The 19,668-nt window shown below is 69.2% G+C and carries 18 protein-coding genes; 10 read left to right on the top strand and 8 right to left on the bottom strand.

The genetic code is table 11. The annotated features are described in order from the left end of the window. Nucleotides 1–111: 111 nt before the first annotated feature. Nucleotides 112–1,305, bottom strand: coding sequence for a DUF6986 family protein (locus tag ACFWY9_RS39210; RefSeq protein ID WP_378341263.1), 1,194 nt, complete (start codon nucleotides 1,303–1,305; stop codon nucleotides 112–114). Continuing rightward, nucleotides 1,305–2,879, bottom strand: a complete 1,575-nt coding sequence (gene aceB / locus ACFWY9_RS39205; RefSeq protein ID WP_378331494.1) for a malate synthase A — start codon at nucleotides 2,877–2,879, stop codon at nucleotides 1,305–1,307. The genes ACFWY9_RS39210 and aceB overlap by 1 nt, the downstream gene beginning before the upstream one ends. 105 nt (nucleotides 2,880–2,984) lie before the next feature. On the opposite strand from aceB, the gene ACFWY9_RS39200 reads away from it, so the two are divergent. From ACFWY9_RS39200 to ACFWY9_RS39185, 4 genes are all read left to right on the top strand, one after another. Next, the gene (locus tag ACFWY9_RS39200; RefSeq protein ID WP_378331495.1) at nucleotides 2,985–3,743 is read left to right on the top strand and encodes an IclR family transcriptional regulator; all 759 of its coding nucleotides are present in this window, start codon (nucleotides 2,985–2,987) and stop codon (nucleotides 3,741–3,743) included. A 168-nt stretch (nucleotides 3,744–3,911) separates the two neighbouring features. Then, nucleotides 3,912–4,169 carry a hypothetical protein gene (locus ACFWY9_RS39195; protein WP_378331496.1) on the top strand — a complete coding sequence of 86 codons (258 nt, stop codon included), beginning with the start codon at nucleotides 3,912–3,914 and terminating at the stop codon, nucleotides 4,167–4,169. 4 nt (nucleotides 4,170–4,173) lie between these two features. Then, nucleotides 4,174–5,166: an MvdC/MvdD family ATP grasp protein gene (locus tag ACFWY9_RS39190; protein WP_378331497.1), complete on the top strand. Its 993-nt coding sequence runs from the start codon at nucleotides 4,174–4,176 to the stop codon at nucleotides 5,164–5,166. Beyond that, nucleotides 5,163–6,350 (top strand): methyltransferase domain-containing protein, encoded by a 1,188-nt coding sequence (locus ACFWY9_RS39185; protein ID WP_378331498.1) that lies wholly within the window; start codon nucleotides 5,163–5,165, stop codon nucleotides 6,348–6,350. Before ACFWY9_RS39190 ends, ACFWY9_RS39185 begins: the two co-directional genes overlap by 4 nt. Nucleotides 6,351–6,411: 61 nt before the next feature. On the opposite strand, the gene ACFWY9_RS39180 is transcribed toward ACFWY9_RS39185, so the two are convergent. After that, nucleotides 6,412–6,630 carry a hypothetical protein gene (locus ACFWY9_RS39180; protein WP_378331499.1) on the bottom strand — a complete coding sequence of 73 codons (219 nt, stop codon included), beginning with the start codon at nucleotides 6,628–6,630 and terminating at the stop codon, nucleotides 6,412–6,414. Between the two features lie 120 nt (nucleotides 6,631–6,750). Between ACFWY9_RS39180 and ACFWY9_RS39175 the strand changes: the two genes are divergently transcribed. From ACFWY9_RS39175 to ACFWY9_RS39165, 3 genes are all read left to right on the top strand, one after another. Next, on the top strand, nucleotides 6,751–7,599 hold the full coding sequence (locus ACFWY9_RS39175; RefSeq protein WP_378331500.1) for a helix-turn-helix domain-containing protein: 849 nt from the start codon (nucleotides 6,751–6,753) through the stop codon (nucleotides 7,597–7,599). Between the two features lie 18 nt (nucleotides 7,600–7,617). Beyond that, nucleotides 7,618–7,821, top strand: coding sequence for a DUF397 domain-containing protein (locus tag ACFWY9_RS39170; protein WP_378331501.1), 204 nt, complete (start codon nucleotides 7,618–7,620; stop codon nucleotides 7,819–7,821). A 164-nt stretch (nucleotides 7,822–7,985) separates the two neighbouring features. After that, nucleotides 7,986–8,294 (top strand): hypothetical protein, encoded by a 309-nt coding sequence (locus ACFWY9_RS39165; protein WP_378331502.1) that lies wholly within the window; start codon nucleotides 7,986–7,988, stop codon nucleotides 8,292–8,294. Here ACFWY9_RS39165 and ACFWY9_RS39160 read toward each other — a convergent pair whose 3' ends face one another. Next, nucleotides 8,295–8,810, bottom strand: coding sequence for a GNAT family N-acetyltransferase (locus ACFWY9_RS39160; RefSeq protein WP_378331503.1), 516 nt, complete (start codon nucleotides 8,808–8,810; stop codon nucleotides 8,295–8,297). It abuts the gene before it with no gap. 208 nt (nucleotides 8,811–9,018) lie between these two features. On the opposite strand from ACFWY9_RS39160, the gene ACFWY9_RS39155 reads away from it, so the two are divergent. Then, nucleotides 9,019–9,882 carry a hypothetical protein gene (locus tag ACFWY9_RS39155; protein WP_378331504.1) on the top strand — a complete coding sequence of 288 codons (864 nt, stop codon included), beginning with the start codon at nucleotides 9,019–9,021 and terminating at the stop codon, nucleotides 9,880–9,882. Nucleotide 9,883: 1 nt separating this feature from the next. Here ACFWY9_RS39155 and ftsY read toward each other — a convergent pair whose 3' ends face one another. Beyond that, on the bottom strand, nucleotides 9,884–11,227 hold the full coding sequence (ftsY, locus tag ACFWY9_RS39150) for a signal recognition particle-docking protein FtsY (protein WP_378331505.1): 1,344 nt from the start codon (nucleotides 11,225–11,227) through the stop codon (nucleotides 9,884–9,886). A 132-nt stretch (nucleotides 11,228–11,359) separates the two neighbouring features. Between ftsY and ACFWY9_RS39145 the strand changes: the two genes are divergently transcribed. After that, entirely contained in the window at nucleotides 11,360–12,580 is a 1,221-nt protein-coding gene (locus ACFWY9_RS39145) for an anhydro-N-acetylmuramic acid kinase (protein ID WP_378331506.1), read from the top strand. A 9-nt stretch (nucleotides 12,581–12,589) separates the two neighbouring features. Further along, nucleotides 12,590–14,158 (top strand): sodium:solute symporter, encoded by a 1,569-nt coding sequence (locus ACFWY9_RS39140; RefSeq protein ID WP_378331507.1) that lies wholly within the window; start codon nucleotides 12,590–12,592, stop codon nucleotides 14,156–14,158. Between the two features lie 438 nt (nucleotides 14,159–14,596). Here the strand turns inward: ACFWY9_RS39140 and smc are convergent, their stop codons facing one another. The 3 genes from smc to ACFWY9_RS39125 all read right to left on the bottom strand — a co-directional run bounded on the left by smc (nucleotide 14,597) and on the right by ACFWY9_RS39125 (nucleotide 19,584). After that, the gene (smc, locus tag ACFWY9_RS39135) at nucleotides 14,597–18,199 is read right to left on the bottom strand and encodes a chromosome segregation protein SMC (protein ID WP_378331508.1); all 3,603 of its coding nucleotides are present in this window, start codon (nucleotides 18,197–18,199) and stop codon (nucleotides 14,597–14,599) included. A 308-nt stretch (nucleotides 18,200–18,507) separates the two neighbouring features. After that, nucleotides 18,508–18,786 carry an acylphosphatase gene (locus ACFWY9_RS39130; protein WP_378331509.1) on the bottom strand — a complete coding sequence of 93 codons (279 nt, stop codon included), beginning with the start codon at nucleotides 18,784–18,786 and terminating at the stop codon, nucleotides 18,508–18,510. A 273-nt stretch (nucleotides 18,787–19,059) separates the two neighbouring features. Next, complete coding sequence (locus ACFWY9_RS39125) at nucleotides 19,060–19,584, bottom strand: hypothetical protein (protein ID WP_378331510.1); 525 nt, start codon at nucleotides 19,582–19,584, stop codon at nucleotides 19,060–19,062. Between the last annotated feature and the right edge of the window lie 84 nt (nucleotides 19,585–19,668).

Raw genomic sequence — 19,668 nt, 5'->3', positions numbered from 1 at the left:
GGCGCCGCCCGCCCCCCCCGCGGGGCCCCCCCCCGGCCCCGGTTCTCGGCCCTTAACCCCCAAATTGAGGGACTCTGAGTCCCTCAATGTGGCATTCACGGACTTGCGACGTCAGCTCACGCGGCGGGCGTAGCGGTCGAGGGTGGCGCGGTCGAAGGGGAGTTCGGACGCGGCCAGGGCTCCGCAATCCAAGCCCCGCAAGAGATACGACGCCAGGGCCTGCGCGGTGGCGGGCTCGTCGAGGACGCCGCTGTCGACCTTGTCGACGTAGTCGCGAAGCCGCGTCACGGCTGCGAGGAAGCCTTCGCGGAAGAAGGCGTACGTCGCCGCGTAGCGCGTCGGGAGCTGATGCGGGTGCAGGTCCCAGCCCTGGTAGAACCCACGTTCCAGCGATCGGCGCACCAGTCGCTGGTGTTCGGCCCACGCCGAGGGAAGCGCGTCGCCGATCGGCAGACGGTTGGTCGAGCCGTCGGACAACCGGACCCCGGTGCCCGCCGCCGAGACCTGCATGACCTGCTTGGCGAAATCGGCCGCCGGGTGGTCCATGCTCTGGTACGCGGCGCTGATCCCGAGCCCGGCGCTGTAGTCGTACGTCCCGTAGTGCAGCCCCGAACACCGGCCCGCGGCGGCACGGATGATCCGCGGGACCGCCACCGTGCCATCGGTGTCCACAATGGACTGAGACGTCTCGATCTGGACCTCGAACCGCAACGTCCCCTCGGCAAGGCCGTACGCGGATTCCAGGCTCGCCATGACGTCCGCCGCCACCGAGACCTGCTCGACGGCGGTCACCTTCGGCAACGTCACCACGAAACCAGGCGGCAACGGTCCGTTCTCAAGCAGCCCGGACAGGAACAGGTCCAGCGTCCGGATTCCGCGCCGTCGCGTCGCGGCTTCGAAGCTCTTGAACCGGATCCCGACGAACGGCGTCCCGCCGGTGGTGGCCAGAGTCCGCCCTGCCGCGAGCGCCGCCGCGTCTTCGACGTCGTCGGGCACCCGGCCGTAGCCGTCCTCGAAGTCGATCCGCAGGTCCTCGATCGGCTCAGTGAGCAGCTTTTCCCGCACCCGGTCGGCGATTTCCGGGGCCAGGCCGAGGAGTTCGCCCTGTTCGACGAACACGCGCATGGCCTGCTTGCCCCAGTCCGCGACCAACCGGGCGCGGTACTGCGACGCCGGGACGTACACCGTGTGGACCGGCTGACGCCCCGGCGCCTCGCCGGGGTACGCCGCCGCGACGCGCGCGTCGGCCGAAGCCAGGCGCGCGTCGGCGGCGGCGTAGACGTCTTCGGGAAGACGTCCGGGCACTACTTGATCCGCTCGTAGGCGGGCAGGGTGAGGAAGTCCGGGAACTCGTCGGCCAGCGCGACCTGCTCGAACAGCTCCACCGCCGGGTCGAGCAGCTCGGACTTGATCTCCGCGGTCAGCTCACCGCGGACCTCGGCCACGACACCACGCACCAGCTCGCGGGTCACGACGTCGCCACTGTCCAAAGTGGTCCCGTTCTTGACCCACTGCCACACCTGCGAACGCGAGATCTCCGCGGTCGCCGCGTCCTCCATCAGGTTGTGGATGGCCGCGGCGCCGTTCCCGCCGAGCCAGGACGCGATGTAGCGGATGCCGACGTCCACCGCGGCACGCAGGCCCGCGGCGGTCGCGGCACCGGGCGTCGACGCGACGTCGAGCAGTTGCTCGGCGGTCACGCTGACCTCGTCGCGAGTGCGGTCGAGCTGGTTCGGCTTCTCGCCGAGGACGTTGTCGAACTCCTCACGGCACAGCGAAACCATGCCCGGGTGCGCGACCCAGGAGCCGTCGAAGCCGTCGCCCGCCTCGCGCGCCTTGTCGTCGTGGACCTTCTTGAACGCGCCCTCGTTGACCGCCGGGTCCTTGCTCGGGATGAACGCGGCCATCCCGCCGATCGCGAACGCGCCGCGCTTGTGGCAGGTGCGCACCAGCAGCTCGGTGTAGGCACGCATGAACGGCGCGGTCATGGTGACCGAGTTGCGGTCCGGCAGCACGAACTTCTCACCGGCGTCGCGGAAGTACTTGATCACGCTGAACAGGTAGTCCCAGCGGCCGGCGTTGAGGCCGGAGGCGTGCTCGCGCAGTTCGTAGAGGATCTCCTCCATCTCGAACGCGGCCGGGATGGTCTCGATCAGCACGGTCGCGCGGACGGTGCCGTGCTCGATGCCCAGCGCCTTCTCGGCGTGGGTGAACACGTCGTTCCACAGCCTCGCTTCGAGGTGGCTTTCCATCTTCGGCAGGTAGAAGTACGGGCCCTTGCCGCGCTTGAGCAGCTCGGCGGCGTTGTGGAAGAAGTACAGCCCGAAGTCGACGAGCGCGCCGACACCCTGACGGCCGCCGAAGGACAGACCCCGCTCGTCGAGGTGCCAGCCACGCGGACGGACCACAATGGTCGCGTGCTCCACATCGGACTTCAGCTCGTAGTGCTTGCCGTTCGAGTCGAGGCTGATCGTGCCGCGGATCGCGTCGGCGAGGTTGACCTGGCCGGAGACGACGTTCGCCCAGTGCGGCGTGTTGGCGTCCTCGAAGTCGGCGAGCCACACCTTGGCGCCGGAGTTCAGCGCGTTGATCGTCATCTTGCGCTCGGTCGGGCCGGTGATCTCGACACGCCGGTCGCGCAGCGCGGGCGGCGCGCCGGCGACCTGCCAGTCGCCCTCGCGGATCGCCTTGGTCTCGGGCAGGAAGTCGAGCTTCCCGGTGGTCCTGGCCTCCTCGCGGCGCTTGCCCCGCGCCAGCAGCAGCTCGTCGCGCCGCGCGGCGAAGGCGTCGTGCAGGCCCGCGAGGAACGCGAGCGCGTCCGGCGTCAGGATCTCGTCACCACGCTCGACCGGATCACCGAGCACCTGGACTTCAGACATGCGAAACACCCCGGATCGTGAAGAAAGACGTCCATACGGTTTTTACATATCGGACTATAGTTTCTGCATAGCGGAAGCTCAACGTGAACGTTAGGAGAGCCACCCGTGGCAGTGAAAGATGGCGGCGTCCAGTCCCTGCAACGCGCGTTCGACCTGCTCGAACACCTCGCGGACACCGGCGGTGAGGCGAGCCTGTCCGAGCTCGCGACGCTGTCCGGGCTGCCGATGCCGACCATCCACCGGCTCATCCGCACCCTGGTCGACCTCGGCTACGTCCGGCAGAACACCAACCGGCGGTACGCGCTGGGCGCCCGCCTGATCCGGCTCGGCGAGAACGCGAGCATGCAGTTCGGCACCTGGGCGCGGCCGCTGCTGGCCGAGCTGGTCGAGGAGGTCGGCGAGACGGCGAACCTCGCGGTCCTCGAACGCGACGAGGTCGTCTACGTCTCGCAGGTGCCTTCGAAGCACTCGATGCGGATGTTCACCGAGGTGGGCAGGCGGCTGCTGCCGCACGGCACCGGTGTCGGCAAGGCGATGCTGGCCCAGCTGCCCGCCGAGGACGTCACGGCGCTGCTCTCCCGCACCGGCATGCCCGCCTACACCGAGCACACGTTCACCGAGCCCGACGCGTTGCTGCGGGAACTGGAGAAGATCGCGCAGCAGGGCTACTCGCTCGACGAGGCGGAGCAGGAACTCGGCGTCCGGTGTGTCGCGGTCGCCGTCCCCGGCGCTCCGGTGCCCGCCGCGGTCTCGGTGTCCGGCCCGTCCGGGCGGCTCACCGCCGACGCGGTGGCGCACATCGCACCCGCCGTCCAGCGCATCGCCAAGACACTGGGCGCGCACCTCCAAGAAGCCGACGCCTAAGCGGCCCTCTTTGCGGTGATAGCTCTACGCGGGAGTCACGGTTACGCTCGATTTGAGCACCCTTGGCAGGGAGGGACAGCCGTGGCTGGTTCGCGCTTCGCTGATGATCCGCTGGTATCGGTCTCCGAGCGGTTTCCCACCGCGCCATCGGGTTTCGAGGTGCCCGCCGTGAGCGAGCCGCCGTCAGCGCCGTCGACACGTCCCTTCGGGCTGCGATGGCTGACCGAACTCGGAGTTCCCCGCCAGCCGGCTGCCACCCGGTACTGCCCTCGTCGGCAAGTCTCGATCGATGTCGCCACTGGCCTGCCCGCGCCCCTGCTGAACAAGCTCGAATGGACCACGGTCAACCACAAGGACGGCGATGAGGGACCGTCCAAGGACTACGACTGGGAAACAGTCCCGGACGTCCCGAAACCCCAGAAGTGACCGCGTGACGATCCTGGTACTCGCCCAGGAATTCGATCGCACCGCGGACGCCGTCATCACCGGTCTGGTCGAGCGCGGCAGGCACGTGATGCGCGTCGACCTGGCCTGGTTTCCTCAGCAGTTGACGGTGGACGCCGAGTTCCGCAACGGGGCGTGGCAAGGCTGCCTGCGCACCGACCAGCACGCCGCCGACCTCGCGTCGATCAAGTCCATCTGGGTCCGGTCCCCTGGGCTCTTCCGGATGCCTGAAGGTATGACGCCCGTGGAAGCGGATTACGCTCGCAGGGAAGCGAAGATCGGCTTGACCGGCATTCTCCTGGCTCTGCCGAACGTGCTGTGGGTCAACAGGCCCGATCTGGCCGCGACTGCGGCGTACAAACCGTTGCAATACGCCATCGCGGCACGCTGCGGCTTACGGATCCCCCCGACGCTCATAACCAACAGACCGGACGCGGTGCGCCGATTCGCGCGGTCTTCGTCGACAGGACTGGTGGCCAAGCCGCTCACCACGAACCTGATCTTCGAAGACAGCACGTACAAAATGGGCTACACCCACCCGCTGACATCCGATGATCTCGCGGATCTTCGTGGTGTCGACGTAACGGCTACCCACCTTCAACACTGGGTCCCCAAAGTGCGGGAATGCCGTGCTGTCGTGGTTGACGGCAAGATCCACGCTGTCGCCCTCACGGCCGGGTCAGCCGCGTCCCACATCGACTGGCGCTCGGACTTTCCCGCGCTGTCCTACGAAGTCATCGAATTACCAGAAACGGTCGCCACCGGTCTGAGGATGTTCATGGCCGAGTTCGGCATCGTCTACGGTGCGTTCGACCTGGTTCTCGGACCTGATGCACACGAACCCGGCGAACGCGAGGTCGTGACCATGCTCGAATGCAATGTCGGAGGGCAGTACGGCTTCCTTGAGAACAAGGCGGGCGTGCCGATCACCGAAAGCCTGGTCACCCTGCTGGCACGAGGGAGGACAGCAGGACGATGAGGGTCGAGACTCCCGTCTGGCGGGCGCACGCGCAACAGCTCGCACAGGATCTGACAGACCGCGGCGACCTACGTTCACCTGCCTGGTACGAAGCACTGGTTTCGGTACCTCGCCACGTGTTCGTGCCGAAGTATTACCTGCAAGACACCAGCGCCCGGCCGTCGCGTTGGGTGCTGCACGAACCCCACGACACCGTGAGCACCCGGCAATGGCTGGATCTGGTCTACTCGCCCACCACTCTGGTAACCGACGTGGCGTCCTACGCCGACCGCGGTGTCCAGATCCCGGTGAGCAGTTCGACAAAACCCGACCTGATGGTCCGGATGCTGGAGTTCCTCGACGTCAGCGCCGGAATGCGAATCCTCGAGATCGGCACCGGCACCGGGTACAACGCCGCGCTGCTCGCTCACCGGCTCGGTAGCCGCCAGGTATGTTCCGTGGACATCGACGCCGGCCTCGTCGACACCGCGCGGGCGCGACTGGACCAGCTGGGCTACCACCCGTCTCTGGTAGCCGCCGACGGTGCCGCCGACCTGGCGCACCTTGGCCCCTTCGACCGCATCATCGCCACCTGCTCGGTCCCCACCGTCCCGGCCCCGTGGATTCACGAACTCCGCCCGGGCGGCATGGTGCTCGCGCACGTCGAAGGGCCGCTCGGCGCCGGCAATCTGGCCGCCCTGTACCGGGAATCAGCGCGGCCGACCCTCCAGGGCCGTTTCCTGCCGTGGTGGGGTTGCTTCATGCGACGACGCACAGCCGCGGGCCCTGTCACGGGCGCTCCTCGCCCCGAGCCGAGCGCGGACCGGCCCACCACCAGGAGCACAGCGGTGGATCCGGCCGCACTGGAGGGAGGTTTCGCGTTCGTGGCCCAGCTGAGCTTGCCGGCCGGCATGTTCCGCAGCGTCCGGATGAACGACGCCGGCGAACCCGTCACCTACCTGGCGTCGCCGGACGGTTCCTGGTGCGAAGTCGCTCGCCAACCTGGTGAAGACGGCCTGCGCCCGGTTCGCGAGGCCGGCCCCACCTCCCTGTGGCAGAACGTCGAGATGGCTTGGGAAGACTGGACGGCACTGAAGGAACCCGCGTGCCACGAGTTCGGTCTCACGATCACCCCTGATGAGCAACTCATCTGGCATGCCGACCCTGACAGCGGACGGCGATGGGCGACGTCAAACGGCTCGTGAGCGTCGACGCGTAAGTCTCTGAAGGCCACCATGAGGGCGTCTAGGTCCCTGAAGGTGACCTTCAGAGACCGGGGCTGTCCTGACCGGCCGCGCGAAGGGCGCGTAGCGCCTGTGAGCCGGTCTCGACGAGTTGCTCCAGACCGCGTTCGGTGGCGTCGAACTGGAACCCGTCCATCCGCCCGCCGAGTGAGAATTCGACCGCGCCGTCGCACAGGCGGTACTCGATGCCGCAGTTGTCGATCCGGACCCAGGCGCTGACTTCGACTCCGCTGTGTGACATGCCGTGCTCCTCTATCGGGTAACTGCCTGATGCCTACGCTTGCCTTCGCAGGTTTCCGACCTGCGACGACTAGGCTAAGGTGCGTACAGGAATTTGTCTCGCACCTGAAAGGGTGAAGTCATGGCACAGGGCCAGCTCCGCACCGCCGAGCGCATCCAGATCGGCGCGACACTCAAGCGCATGCGGACGGAGGCGAAGGTCAGCCGGGAAACCGCCGCCGAGACACTCGGCTGCACCGTCACGACCATGGGCAACATCGAGCAGGGCCGGACCAAGATCAGCCACGGCGATCTCACCGCGCTGCTGCGGCTCTACGGCATGCCGGAGGACCAGACCGCGGACCTCCTGGCCCTCAACAAGGAGGCGCACCGGAAAGTCGGCCGGGTCACCGGCGGCACCGACATCCAGCCGCATCAGCGTCGCGCGGCCGACCTGATCAAGGCGGCCAGGAGCATGCGCCACTACAGCCCCGAAGTGTTCCACGGGGTGCTGCAATCGGCGGACTACGCCCGCGCGATCATGGCCCCGACCGGCCATGTCACCAAGGAACTGGAGACCCGGCTGCGGTTCCGGCTGAGCCTTGCCGACGCCCTGATCCGCGACGAGCAGCCGCTTGAACTGTGGGCCGTGATCGGCGAGGCAGCCTTGCACAAAAACGTTGGCGGCAAAGAGGTTCGGCGCCGCCAGCTCCAGCACGTCGCCCAGCTCTGCCGCGAACGTCCCAATGTCACCGTGCAGGTGCTGCCGCTCGACACCCGTGAGCACTACCTCATCGGGGCCACGGTGACCATCTACAAGTTCGACGACCAGATCGACGAGATCGCCAGCGTGGACACGACACTGGGAGACCAGTTCTTCGATCGCGATTCGGCGGTTGCCGAAGCGACTATGAAGTTCGATGACGTCCGGCTCAAGGCTCTCGATCCACTGACAAGCCTCGATATGCTGGAGGAGTTCAGCACCCGCTAGCGAATCGAGTCCCCGCCCATGTCTCTGCAGCCGAACGTGTGGACCAAGTACTCCGACAACGGCAGCAGCTGTGTCGAAGTCCTGCTCACCGAGAACGAGGTCCTCGTCCGCAACTCACTCCGCCCTGACGCGGGCACTCTCTCCTTCACCCACGCGGAATGGGATTCCCATACACAGGGCCACAAACTCGGTGTCTTCGACCTCCCCGCCGACCCGGCGTAACCCTTTGACGGCCTACTCCGGCGAGCCGGTCGTCACCCAGCTCGATGAAGGACGCGTCGCCTGGCCGGAAGTCAGCCGACTGGTCACTGAGCGAATAACCGCGCGTAATCAATCGCGTACCCGCCGGAGCTGAGTCCGCCGACGTGTCCGTTAGGCTGACGACCGTGGCCAGCCTCGAAGAACTCGAAGCACGCATGGACTCGCTGGAGCGGCAAATGGCGCAGCTCCGGCAGGACTCCACCGCCGCCCATGTGCTCGCCAACGCGGCAGCCCGCGACGTCGCCGAGTTTCGGGAAACCCTCAACGGACACACCAGCCTGCTGAACGCCATCCGCGAAACGCAGCTCGAACAAGGCCAGCGCTTAGACAGGCTCGAGCGCAAGGTGGACGAGGGGTTCACCAAGGTCAATCTGGGCATGAACCAGATCACCGTCCTGCTGCAGAGCGTCATCGACCAGCGCCCCGCGGACTAGTCACACCGCGCGTTCCGTCAGCTCGCCGACGAGCAGGTCCATCAGCAGGCCGTCGTGGTAGACGCCGTCCGTCCCGAGTTCGTACTGACGCAGGATGCCGACCGGCCGGAACCCGAGCCCGCGATAGACGCGGATCGCGGTCTCGTTGGCGGCGGACGGGTCGATGGTGAGCCGGTGGTGGCCGCTGGCGAACAGGTGCCCCGCGAGCGTGCGGATGGCGTCGCTGCCGATCCCGCGGCCGTGCCAGTCCGCGTGCACCGCGATGTCGATGCCCGCCTGCCGGTACTGCAGGTCGTTGTCCTCGACGCTCTGGATGACACCGACCGTCTCGCCGCCGAACTCGATGGCGTAGACGGTGATGTCCTCGTCGTCCTCGTCGACGAGGTCGTCGGCCTCGCGGTCGGGATCGCCCCACCAGCGGGAGACCTCAGGCGTGGCAAGGATTTCGCGGACACGGGAGCGGTCCGCGGTGGTGAGCGGGCGCAGGCGCACCAGCGCTCCGTGCAAAGTGGTCATGATCGTCCTCTCGGTTCGGTGTGCGGGGCGCGGTGGCACACCGGAACGGAGGGGCACGAGCGGAACGGACTCAACCGGGCATGACGGAATTGTGCCCGATAGCCGGGGAATTCGTCACCCTGTTTCCGGAAGCGTCCATCCGGGCGTATTCGATACTGTCCCCGGAAAACGCGCCTTAGACTTCCCGCGGGACGAGGGGAGGCGCCTGATGGATCCCATTCTGGTCGGCGCGTTGATCTGGCTGGCGCAGCGCCTCGCGGAGAAAGGTTTCGACCGGATCTTCGATCGGGTCGTGGACGGGCCACGGATCGCCGCGCCAGCACCGGCGCCGTTCGCCGCTCCGCCGCCGGTACGGCGCCACGACCTCACCGTCGCCGGAGCGCAGGGAACCAGCGACGTCGACTTCGCCGTCCGGCATCATCTCCTGGCGCAGGGCCGGAAACCGATCATCCTGACCTTCCAGAAGTTCAACGACACCACGACCGGCACGACGTTCCCGATGGTGCTCGGCGACACCGCCCACGTGACACTGCCCCGCGACCACTACTTCGTCACCGCGCTGATCATCGACCTCCCCGGGAAGCGCGGGGCGATGCCGACCCTGCGAGGTGTCGGGTGGGCTCAGCCGTACGTGGCCGACAACCACACCGCGAAGATCACCATAGGCACCCAGCATCCGACCGAGAAGCTGGTCAAGAAGCTCGGACTGAAGAAATCCGACGGCGGCGAGGTCTTCCACCTGCCACCGGAGCCACCGGCCGAGGCTGTCGCCATGCCCCCGATTCCTCCCACGCCGGCCCAGCAGTTCGAGGGCTGGCCCCGGATCAAGAACCGCTATACGCCGCCCGCGAACACCCCACCGTTGTTCACTGGCATCAAGAAATTTCCCACCGCGGGCAAGTTCTCGTCGAATGGGATCAAGGCCAAATGCCGTGCGCGCGCGTTCGTCGGCACCACGCAGTGCACCTTTCTCGCCATGCGGGACCGGCTGTGTTCGATCCACCGCGCCCAGGTACTCGCCGGGACCGATATCCGGGACTACCGGACCGGGGAACGCATCGTCCTGCCGTAGCTCAGCCGAGCAGCGCGTCCACGAAGGCGCCGGGCTCGAACGGGGCCAGGTCGTCCGGGCCCTCACCGAGGCCGACGAGCTTCACCGGCACGCCGAGTTCGCGCTGCACCTGGAAGACGATGCCGCCCTTGGCCGTGCCGTCGAGCTTCGTCAGCACGATGCCGGTGACGTCGATGACCTCGGCGAAGACCCGCGCCTGCGCGAGGCCGTTCTGCCCGGTGGTCGCGTCGAGCACCAGCAGCACCTCGTCGACCTTCGCCTGCTTCTCCACGACGCGCTTGACCTTGCCCAGCTCGTCCATCAGGCCGGTCTTGGTGTGCAGCCGCCCGGCGGTGTCGACGAGCACCGCGTCGACACCGGCGTCGATCCCGCGCTTGACCGCGTCGAACGCGACCGCCGCCGGGTCCGCGCCCTCCTTGCCACGCACGACCTCCGCGCCGACCCGCTCGGCCCACGTCTGGAGCTGATCGGCCGCCGCCGCGCGGAACGTGTCCGCCGCGCCCAGCACGACACTGCTGCCCTGCGCGACCAGCACCCGCGCGAGCTTGCCGGTGGTGGTCGTCTTCCCGGTGCCGTTCACGCCCGCGACCAGCACGACCGCCGGCTGCTTGGCACCGTCGACGGTGTGCGGGAGCGCCCGCACCGCGCGATGCCCGTCGGTGGACAGCTCGGCGGTGAGCACCTCGTGCAGCACCGCCCGCGCCTCGTCCGAGGTCCGGACGGTGCGCCGGGCCAGCTCGTCACGCAGCCGCTCGACGATGTGGGTCGTGGTCGCCGCGCCGAGGTCCGCCACCAGCAGCGTGTCCTCCACGTCCTGCCAGGAGTCCTCGTCCAGGTCACCGGCGCCGAGCAGGCCGAGCAGGCTCTGCCCGAACATCGAGCGGGACTTCGCCAGCCGCCCCCGCAGCCGCTCCAGCCTGCCGGACGCCGGGGCGATCTCCTCCCGGGGAGCCACCTCCGGTTCGGTCGTCTCCGGCTCGGGGAGCTTGACGTCGCGCATCGTGCGCTGGTCCGAATCCCGGGGCACCGCGGCGTCGTCCCCGACCCCAGGCTGGCCGTCGACCTCGGGCCGGTCCTCGACCGGGTGCGCAGCGGGTTCCGGCTTCTCCTCGGCCTTTTCCGCGGTCTTTTCCCCGGCCTCGGCCGTTCCTCCCGGCGCCAGCGCGATCCCGCCGCTCGCGGTATAGCCACCACCGCGCGGCTTCCGCTCGAGTTCCGCGTCGCGGGCGGCGTCCAGGCTGATACGTCGCTTGCGCGCGATGAGCAGGCCGGTGACCAGGATGGCGACCAGCACGACGACAGCGACGACGACGATCCAGAACCAGGGGGTTTCCACGTGCGTCATCCTCGCATCCACGCCCGGGGGCCACCGGACACACCCCATGCGCGGCCAATGGACAACAATGCGCTTTCCGATTAGGCGAAGTCTTCACCGTATGTCTTGCGTCACCTCGCTCACCTGGACTAGACCACTCGGATGACCTCCCACTCGAGCCACGGACTGCGCGTGATCGGACTGATCTCCGGCACCTCGGTCGACGGCATCGACGTCGCGGCGGCCGACCTCCACGCCGAGGGCGGCACCGTGGTGCTCACCCCACTCGGGGAGCTCGACGTCCCCTATCCCGAACCCGTCCGCGCGGGCCTGCTCGGCGCGCTGCCGCCGAACCCGTGCAGCGCCGAACAGCTCACCCGCCTCGACACGCAGGTCGGCCAGGCCTTCGCCGAGGCGGCCGCCCGTGGTGTCCGCGAACTCGCCGGCGGCTACACCGATCTGATCGCCTCACTCGGCCAGACCGTCTTCCACTGGGTCGAGAACGGCACGGCCCGCGGCACGCTCCAGCTCGGGCAGCCCGCGTGGATCGCCGAGCGCACCGGACTGCCGGTGATCGCCGACCTCCGTGTACGCGACATCGCGGCGGGCGGGCAAGGGGCACCGCTGGCCAGCACGCTCGACGCGCTGTGGCTGGCCGGGCTCGCCGAGGAGACCGGCCGTCCCGTCGCCGCGCTCAACCTGGGCGGGATCGCGAACATCACCGTCGTCCGCACCGGCGGTCAGGTGCTCGCCTACGACACCGGACCGGCCAACGCGCTGCTCGACGTCGCGGCGACGCGGGTCACCGGCGGCGCCCAGAGCAGCGACGTCGACGGCCGCTTCGCGCTGCGCGGCTCGGTACACGCGGAGCTGCTCGCGCGGCTGCTCGCCGACCCGTACTTCGCCGCGCCACCACCGAAATCCACCGGCAAGGAGTACTTCCACGCCGGCTACCTCGACGCCGCGCTGACCGGCCTGCTGCCGCTGTCCGCCGAGGACCTCCTCGCGACCCTCACCGAGTTCACCGCTACCACCGTCGCCGCGGAATGCCGGCGGCACCGGGTCGGCGCGGTGATCGTGTCCGGCGGCGGCGCGGCCAACCCGGCGCTGATGGCCGCGCTGGCCAGGAATCTGCCCGGGACGGGCCTGAAGACGAGCGACGACCTCGGCCTGCCCGGCGCGGGCAAGGAGGCCTACCTGACCGCGCTGCTGGGCTGGCTCGGCTGGTGCGGCGTGCCCGCCAGCGTCCCGTCCGCGACCGGCGCGCGCGGCCCCCGGCTGCTCGGCGCGCTGACGCCGGGCGCCGGCCCCCTGAACCTTCCCGCCCCACTGGGGGGCGCCGTAACCCGGATGCGGGTAGCGGAGAAGGCCGCACAACGGTAGGGAGAATCCATGAATCCCGTCGACCTGGCGATCGTGGTCGCCTATCTGGCCGCGATGCCGATCATCGGCGTCCTGGTGGGCCGGAGACAGAAGTCCGCCAACGACTACTTCGTCGGTGAACGCAGCATGCCGTGGTGGGCGGTGACGCTCTCGGTGGTGGCGACCGAGACGTCCACGCTGACCGTGATCTCCACGCCCGGCCTCGTCTTCGGCAGCGCGTTCCTGTTCCTGCAGGTCGCGTTCGGCTACATCGTCGGCCGCACCATCGCCGCGTTCGTGTTGCTGCCGAAGTACTTCAAGGGCAACTACGTCAGCGCGTACGAGTTCCTCGGCAAGCGGTTCGGCCGGGGCCTGCAGGGCACGGCGTCGGTGACGTTCGTGGTCACCCGGCTGCTCGCGGAGGGCCTGCGGCTGTTCGCCGGGGCGATCCCGATCAAGGTGATCCTCGACCACTACGGCATCCACACCGCGTACTGGCACATCGTCGTGCTGCTGACCGCGCTGACCGTGGTGTACGCGTTCGTCGGCGGGATCAAGTCGGTGATCTGGGTCGACGTCATCCAGTGGTCGCTCTACATCCTCGGCGCGATCGGCGCGATCATCTTCCTGGCCACGAAGCTGCCCGACGGCTGGACCACCATCGCGGCGGACCAGGGCCGGTTCAAGTTCACCGACTTCACCTCGAACCTGCTCACCCAGCCGTACGCGTTCCTGTGCGCGGTGATCGGCGGCGCGTTCCTGTCCATGGCCTCGCACGGCGCCGACCAGCTCATCGTCGGCAGGTTGCTCTCCTGCCGGAACCTGCGCGACAGCCAGCGCGCGCTGATCGGCTCGTCGATCGTGGTGTTCATCCAGTTCGGGCTGTTCCTCGTGGTGGGCGCGATGCTGTGGGTCTACACCGGCGGGAAGACCGGCGCCACGGCGGTGAACATCGCAGCGGGCAAGGGCGCGCCGGACGACGTGTTCCCGAACTTCATCGTGAACGATCTGCCGGTCGGTCTGGCCGGGCTGCTCATCGCGGGCATCCTCGCGTCCACCATGGGCGCGCTCGCTTCGGCGCTCAACGCGCTCTCGACGTCCACCATCGCGGATCTCTACCAGCGCTTCACGAAGCGGAACGTCGAGGACTCGAAGCTGCTCCGGCACGGTCGTATGTGGACACTCATCTGGGCGGTCGTGTTCGCCGCGTTCGCCTCGCTGTTCACCGACTCCAAGGACCCGGTGATCCAGCAGGGCCTCGGCATCGTCGGCTACACCTACGGCGCGCTGCTCGGCTCGTTCTTCCTCGGCCTGCTGATCAAACGGGCCAGGCAGGCCGACGCGATCGTCGCCTTCGCGGCGTCGGTGCTCGGGATGGCGTTCATCATCCTGTTCGTCAAGTTCGACAAGGCCACCGCGGCGATCCACATCCAGTTCGGCGCCAACACGAAGTCGCTCGTCGCACTCGCGACGTTCTGGTACACGCTGCTGGGCGTGGTGATCACGCTGGTCGTCGGCGGCCTGATGGCACTACGCCACCGCACCCCCGACCCGAACACCCTCGACACCGAGCCGCCGAAGGAAGAGGTGGCGGCCTAGCTCGTGGTCGAGCGCCCCAATGAGGTTTTCTCGCTAAGGGTTCTGGGGCCGTGTGTGCTGCCGGAGGTGCTGGAGGACGCCTTCGGTGCACTGGCCTGAGGTGCGACAAGGGCGTCCCTGGGTGCGGTGGATGCACCCAGGGCGTCCCTCGGACTTACCGCGCGCTCGCCGACACCATTCGCCCGATGTCGCGAACGCTCCGTTGCCGACGATCAACGTCCCGAACGGAGCGTTCACGACACACACCCCGAACCCCACCGCATGCCGTGAAGGCCTCCTTACCGGCGCTCAACGCCGCGAAGGACCCCTTCACCACACCACCAAGCCCCCGAGAAAGCACCCACCAGCAAAACCGCACCCCCGCACCTACCGAGAAACCCCAATGCGGCATTCGGTGCGTCCAACGCACCCAATGCCACATTCGGGCGTTTGAAGCCGTCAGCTCGCGGGGACGGGTTCCTCTTCGGAGACGCGCAGGCGCTGCGAGATGACCTTGGTGATGCCGTCGCCCTGCATGCTGACGCCGTAGAGCGCGTCGGCGATCTCCATGGTCGGCTTCTGGTGCGTGATGATGATCAGCTGCGACGAGTCGCGCAGCTGCTCCAGCAGGCCGATCAGCCGCCGCATGTTGGTGTCGTCCAGCGCGGCCTCGACCTCGTCCATCACGTAGAACGGCGAAGGCCGGGCGCGGAAGATCGCCACCAGCATGCCGACCGCGACGAGCGACTTCTCGCCACCCGAAAGCAGCGACAGCCGCTTGACCTTCTTGCCCGGCGGCCGGGCCTCGACGTCGACGCCGGTGGAGAGCAGGTCGTCCGGCTCGGTGAGCACCATCCGGCCCTCGCCGCCGGGGAACAGCACGCCGAACACCGTCTCGAACTCGCGCGCGACGTCGGCGTAGGCGGAGGCGAAGACCTCGAGGATCTTCTCGTCGACCTGCTTGATGACCTCTTCGAGATCCTTGCGGGTGTCCTTGAGGTCCTCCAGCTGCGTGGAGAGGAACTTGTAGCGCTCCTCCAGCGCCGCGAACTCCTCCAGCGCCAGCGGATTCACCTTGCCCAGCAAGGAAAGGTCCTTCTCCGCGCGCTTGGCGCGGCGGGCCTGGGTGTCGCGGTCGAACGGCATCGGGGGCGGCGGGGTGACGTCCTCGCCGCGTTCCTTCGCCGCCTCGTACTCGGCGACCTCGCCGGCACTCGGCGGCACCGGGACGTCCGGGCCGTACTCGGCGACCAGATCCGTCAGGCCGATCCCGAAGTCGTCGGCGATCTTGCCTTCCAGCTGTTCGAGCCGCAGCCGCTGCTCGGCGCGGAGGACCTCGTCGCGGTGCACGGCGTCGGTCAGCTTCTCCAGTTCGCCGGACAGCTCGCGGACCTTGCCGCGGACGGCGGTCAGCGCGGTCTCGCGGGTCTGCCGCTGCGCCTGTGCCTCGTCGCGTTCGGCCGCCGCGCGCTGCACGGAGTGTTCGATGCGCTCCAGCGCGATCTCCCCGGCGTTGACGACGGCGTTCGCGATCTCGGCGCCGCGCTGCCGGGCCGCCTTCGCCTTCGCGGCGCGCTCGCGGGCCTGCTGCTCGGCGAAAGCCGCGCGGCGCAGGGATTCCGCCTTGCCCGCGATGCCGCGGGCACGTTCCTCGGAGGTACGCAGCGCGAGCCGCGCCTCCATCTCCTCCTGCCGGACGGCGGTGAGCTGCTCGGCGGCCTCGTCACGCTCGGCGGTGTCCGGGTCCTCGACGACGGGCTGGTCGGAGACCGCGGCGAGGCGCTCCTCCAGCTCGGCCAGCTGTTCCAGCGCCTGCTCGCGGCTCTGCTCGACCTTTGTCCGCTGCGCGCGCAGCCGTTCGACCTCGGCCTCGGTGACCCGGGCCGCCTGCTGCAGCCGGTTGAGCCGCTCCGACGAGCGGGCCTTGCGCACCTTGGCCTCGCCCAGCGCGTCCTTGGCCTGGCCGACCTCTTCGCGGCGCGCCTGCTGCTCGGCGCGGGCGCCTTCCAGCGCGGCGGCGGTGCGCTCCAGCGTCTCCTCGGCGGCCTTCAGGCGTTCCGCCGCCTCGTCGACGGCGGCCTGCACCTCGATGACGCTCTCGGCGCGCGTGCCACCACCGGCCGCCCAGCGTGCGCCGAAGACGTCGCCATCGGCGGTGACAGCGCGGACGTCCGGATGCGCCGCGACCAGGCTCCGCGCCGCGTCGAGCGTGGCGACCAGCGCGACCTTTTCCAGCGCCTGCTCGACCGCGGGACGCAGCTGCGGCGGGGCGGTGACGACCTCGCGGGCCCAGCGGGCGCCCTCGGGGAGATACGGCCAGCCCGCCGTGTCCACAGTGGACTCAGGGGCGCCGAGCACCAGCCCGGCACGGCCGGAGTCGTTGTCCTTCAAGTACTTCAGCGCGGCGAGGGCTTCTTCTCCCCCGGCGACGGCGACCGCGTCGGCCACCGGGCCCAGCGCGGCGGCCAGCGCGACCTCGTGGCCGGGCTCGACCGTCAGCAGCGCCGCGACCGAACCGAGCAGACCGGGCAGCTCGTGCGAGGCGCCGAGCAGCGCGCCCGCGCCGTCCTTGCGCTTGAGCCCCATCGACAGCGCGTCGACCCGAGCCTTCTCGGAGGCGATCTCGCGCTCGGTGGCGCGTTCGGCCTTGACCAGTTCCTCGACGCGGGCCTTGGCGGCGTTGTTCGCCTCGACCGCGTAGTCGTGCCGCTGCTGCAGATCGGCGTCGTCGGATTCCTCGACGCCACCTTCGGCCTTGGCCTCTTCGAGTTCCTCGCGGGCGATCTCGGCGCGCTCGGCGGCCTCGTCGAGCGACACGGTGAGCCGGTCGATCTCGTCGGAGGTGGCGCCGTTCTTGCTGCGCAACGCCTCGACCTGGCCGGTGAGCTTCGCCAGCCCCTCGCGGCGGTCGGCGATCGCGCGGACGGCGGCCCAGTGCGCACGTTCGGCGGCCTGGACCCGCTGTTCGAGGTCCTCGCGCCGCAGGACGGTCTCCGCCAGCAGCTCACGGGCCTCCATGACGGCCTCGTTCAGCTCCTGCTCCTGCTCGGCGACGCGTTCGGCCTCTTCGAGCAGTTCCTCGGGGTCACGGCCGCCGGTCTGCGCCTCGACGTCGGCCGACAGGTGCCGCTGCCGCTCGACGGCGAGCCGGACGGTGCCGCGCAGCCGCTCGGCCAGCGCGGACAGCTTGTACCAGTTCTCCTGCGCGGCGGTCAGCTTCGGCGCGTCCTCGGCGAGCGAGGACTCCAGCTCGGTCTCCTCGGCGGCGACGACTTCCAGCGCCTGCTCGACCTCGCCGCGACGCTGGCGCGCGACGCGCTCGTCGGCCTCTTCCCTGGCGATGGCGTCGCGCTGGGTGACCAGGTCGTGGGCGAGCAGCCGCAGCCGCGCGTCCCGCAGCTCGGACTGCACGGCCTGCGCGCGGCGGGCGATCTCGGCCTGCTTGCCCAGCGGCTTGAGCTGGCGGCGCAGCTCGGTGGTGAGGTCGCCGAGGCGGTCGAGGTTGCCCTGCATGTTCGCGAGCTTGCGCAGGGTCTGTTCCTTGCGCTTGCGGTGCTTGAGGACGCCGGCGGCCTCTTCGATGAAGGCGCGGCGCTCCTCGGGCTTGGACTCCAGGATGGCCGACAGCTGGCCCTGCCCGACGATGACGTGCATCTCGCGGCCGATACCGGAGTCGGAGAGGAGTTCCTGGACGTCCATCAGGCGGCAGCGGTCGCCGTTGATCTCGTACTCGCTGGCGCCGTCGCGGAACATCCGGCGCGTGATCGAGACCTCGGTGTACTCGATGGGCAGCGCGCCGTCGGTGTTGTCGATGGTGAGCGTGACCTCGGCGCGGCCCAGCGGCGCGCGGCCCGCGGTCCCGGCGAAGATGACGTCCTCCATCTTGCCGCCGCGCAGGTCCTTGGCGCCCTGCGTGCCCATCACCCAGCGCAGCGCGTCGAGCACGTTCGACTTGCCCGAGCCGTTGGGGCCCACCACGCAGGTGATGCCCGGCTCGAAGCGCAGCGTGGTGGCCGAGGCGAAGGACTTGAAGCCCTTGAGCGTCAAGCTTTTCAGGTGCACTGGGTGCCGACCCTCCGGCCGCGGGAAACTGGCTGTTCGATCCGGCCAGGTTACCTGGCGGCCTCCGGCTCCCGTGGGACCCGGCCCCCTCCGGCGCGCCCTAGCACAACCCCGGTCACCACAGCAACCCCCTCCGTCCCACCCGTAACAGTCCCGCCCGGAGATCTCGCGTGCCCAGCCGGAGATCTCGCGTGATTGAGCGGAGATCTCGCCCAATCACGCGAGATCTCCGTTCAATCACACGAAGTCGCCACTGGATCACGCGAGGTCGCGGGCTGATCACGGGCCGGGAGAGCAAGGGACCTTTGCTAGCGCTCGACGAAGCCGGTGAGGCCGCCTTTCGCCTCCGACCACCGCTCGACGACGTGGTCCACACTTCCGGGTGATTCCCCGGACCGCAGTGCGGCCAAAAGCCGCTCACAGTGGTCCCGAACACCCTCCGCTACCACCTCGACACGCCCGTCCGGGAGATTCCGCGCACTTCCGGCGAGTCCGAGCTCGAGCGCGCGGCTCCGGGTCCACCAGCGGAAACCGACACCCTGTACGCGTCCGTGCACCCACGCTGTCAGCCTGACGTCTGCACTCACGAGGGCCATCCTTCCCCATCGCCGCGACTCCGGACGGTGAGCGTCCTCGTTCGTCTCCACCCCGAACCGGGCATCGGCGGTGATAACCTCCCCGCCGGGTCCCGCCTTCCGGGTCTGGTGCCCGGGCCCGCCAATTGCTTTGTTCTTCCCGAGAGTCCGTACGTCCCCAGCGTCCCGAGGAGCCTGTATGTCCCGCCCCGACGGGTCTGATCCGAGCTCACGCGTCTCCGTCGCCCCACCGGCCGGAGCGAATGGGCTTGCCGGCCGCACCGGCTACGTCGTCCTGGGCGTCAGTGGCCTGGTGGTCGCGACCGCGTTCGCCGCGGTCGCGCAGTTCGCCGGTTCCGGCACCACGACCGCCGGCGGTACCGGCGGCCCCGGCCAGGGCACCTCGCCCGCCGGCATCCAGGTCGTGTCCGGTTCGCCCGTGCCGGGCGCGCCGATGACCGTCACCGGGGAACCGGTGCCCGGCAGCTCGTCGTCGTCCAGCGCCCCCACCACCGTGGTTTCCCGTGGCGCGGACGGCCACGAGACCACGACGGTCGTCGTCCCGCCCGCCCCGCCGCAGCCCGGACAACCCCAGCCGGGCCAGCCGCAACCGGGCAACCCGGGCCACACGACGCCGGGCGGCGGAACGCCGACCAGCCGGAGCGACGAACCGCCGAGTTCGAGCAACCCGACCACGACCGGCCCGACGTCGGGCAGCCCCAGCACCCCGCCGAGTTCGACGCCGACGCCGCCGTCGAGCAAGCCGAGCGGCAGCTCCAGCACCGCGGGCTCGCCCACCGCTACCGACACGTCCACAGTGGACACCACGCCGACCCACCGCTGACCCCCGAAGTGCCGTTAAGGCCACCTTACGGGCGTCTGACGCCCGTAAGG

The organism is Amycolatopsis sp. NPDC059027, from assembly GCF_042739735.1.
GTDB lineage: Bacteria > Actinomycetota > Actinomycetes > Mycobacteriales > Pseudonocardiaceae > Amycolatopsis.
Note: the sequence above shows the minus strand (reverse complement) of the source record. Positions and strands in the feature narration are given on the sequence as shown.